Origin of the sequence: Nocardioides abyssi (assembly GCF_030412915.1) — a bacterium.
Classification (GTDB): Bacteria; Actinomycetota; Actinomycetes; order Propionibacteriales; family Nocardioidaceae; genus Nocardioides; species Nocardioides abyssi.
Genome location: NZ_JAUHJR010000145.1, coordinates 1 through 279, shown reverse-complemented (window position 1 = coordinate 279; position 279 = coordinate 1). Strand labels below are relative to the sequence as shown.

Sequence of the window (279 nt, the reverse complement as noted above, 5' to 3'; positions counted from 1 at the left end):
ACCGCGGGGCTCGCTCGAGCCCACGGCGCCCTCGACCCGGGTGGTGGCCAGCACCAGCGCCAGCAGCGCCACCGGCAGCACGTCGGTGAGGTAGCGGTACTCGAGGCCCACCACGCCGCCGACGACCTGGGCACGGCTGGTCAGGACCAGCACGAACGCCACCGCGGCGTAGCCGCCCAGCAGCAGCCAGGCCCGGCCGGTGCGGCGACGCAGCACGGCCAGCCCGGCGACGAGGGAGAGCAGCACCACCCACGTCAGCACGACCGCCCACCCCGGCGG

Annotated in this window: 1 protein-coding gene; it reads right to left on the bottom strand. The window is 76.7% G+C overall.

The genetic code is table 11. From position 1 onward, the window contains the following. Positions 1-279 (bottom strand): hypothetical protein (locus QWY29_RS20260; protein WP_300963032.1); only part of this gene is annotated, 279 nt, incomplete at both ends.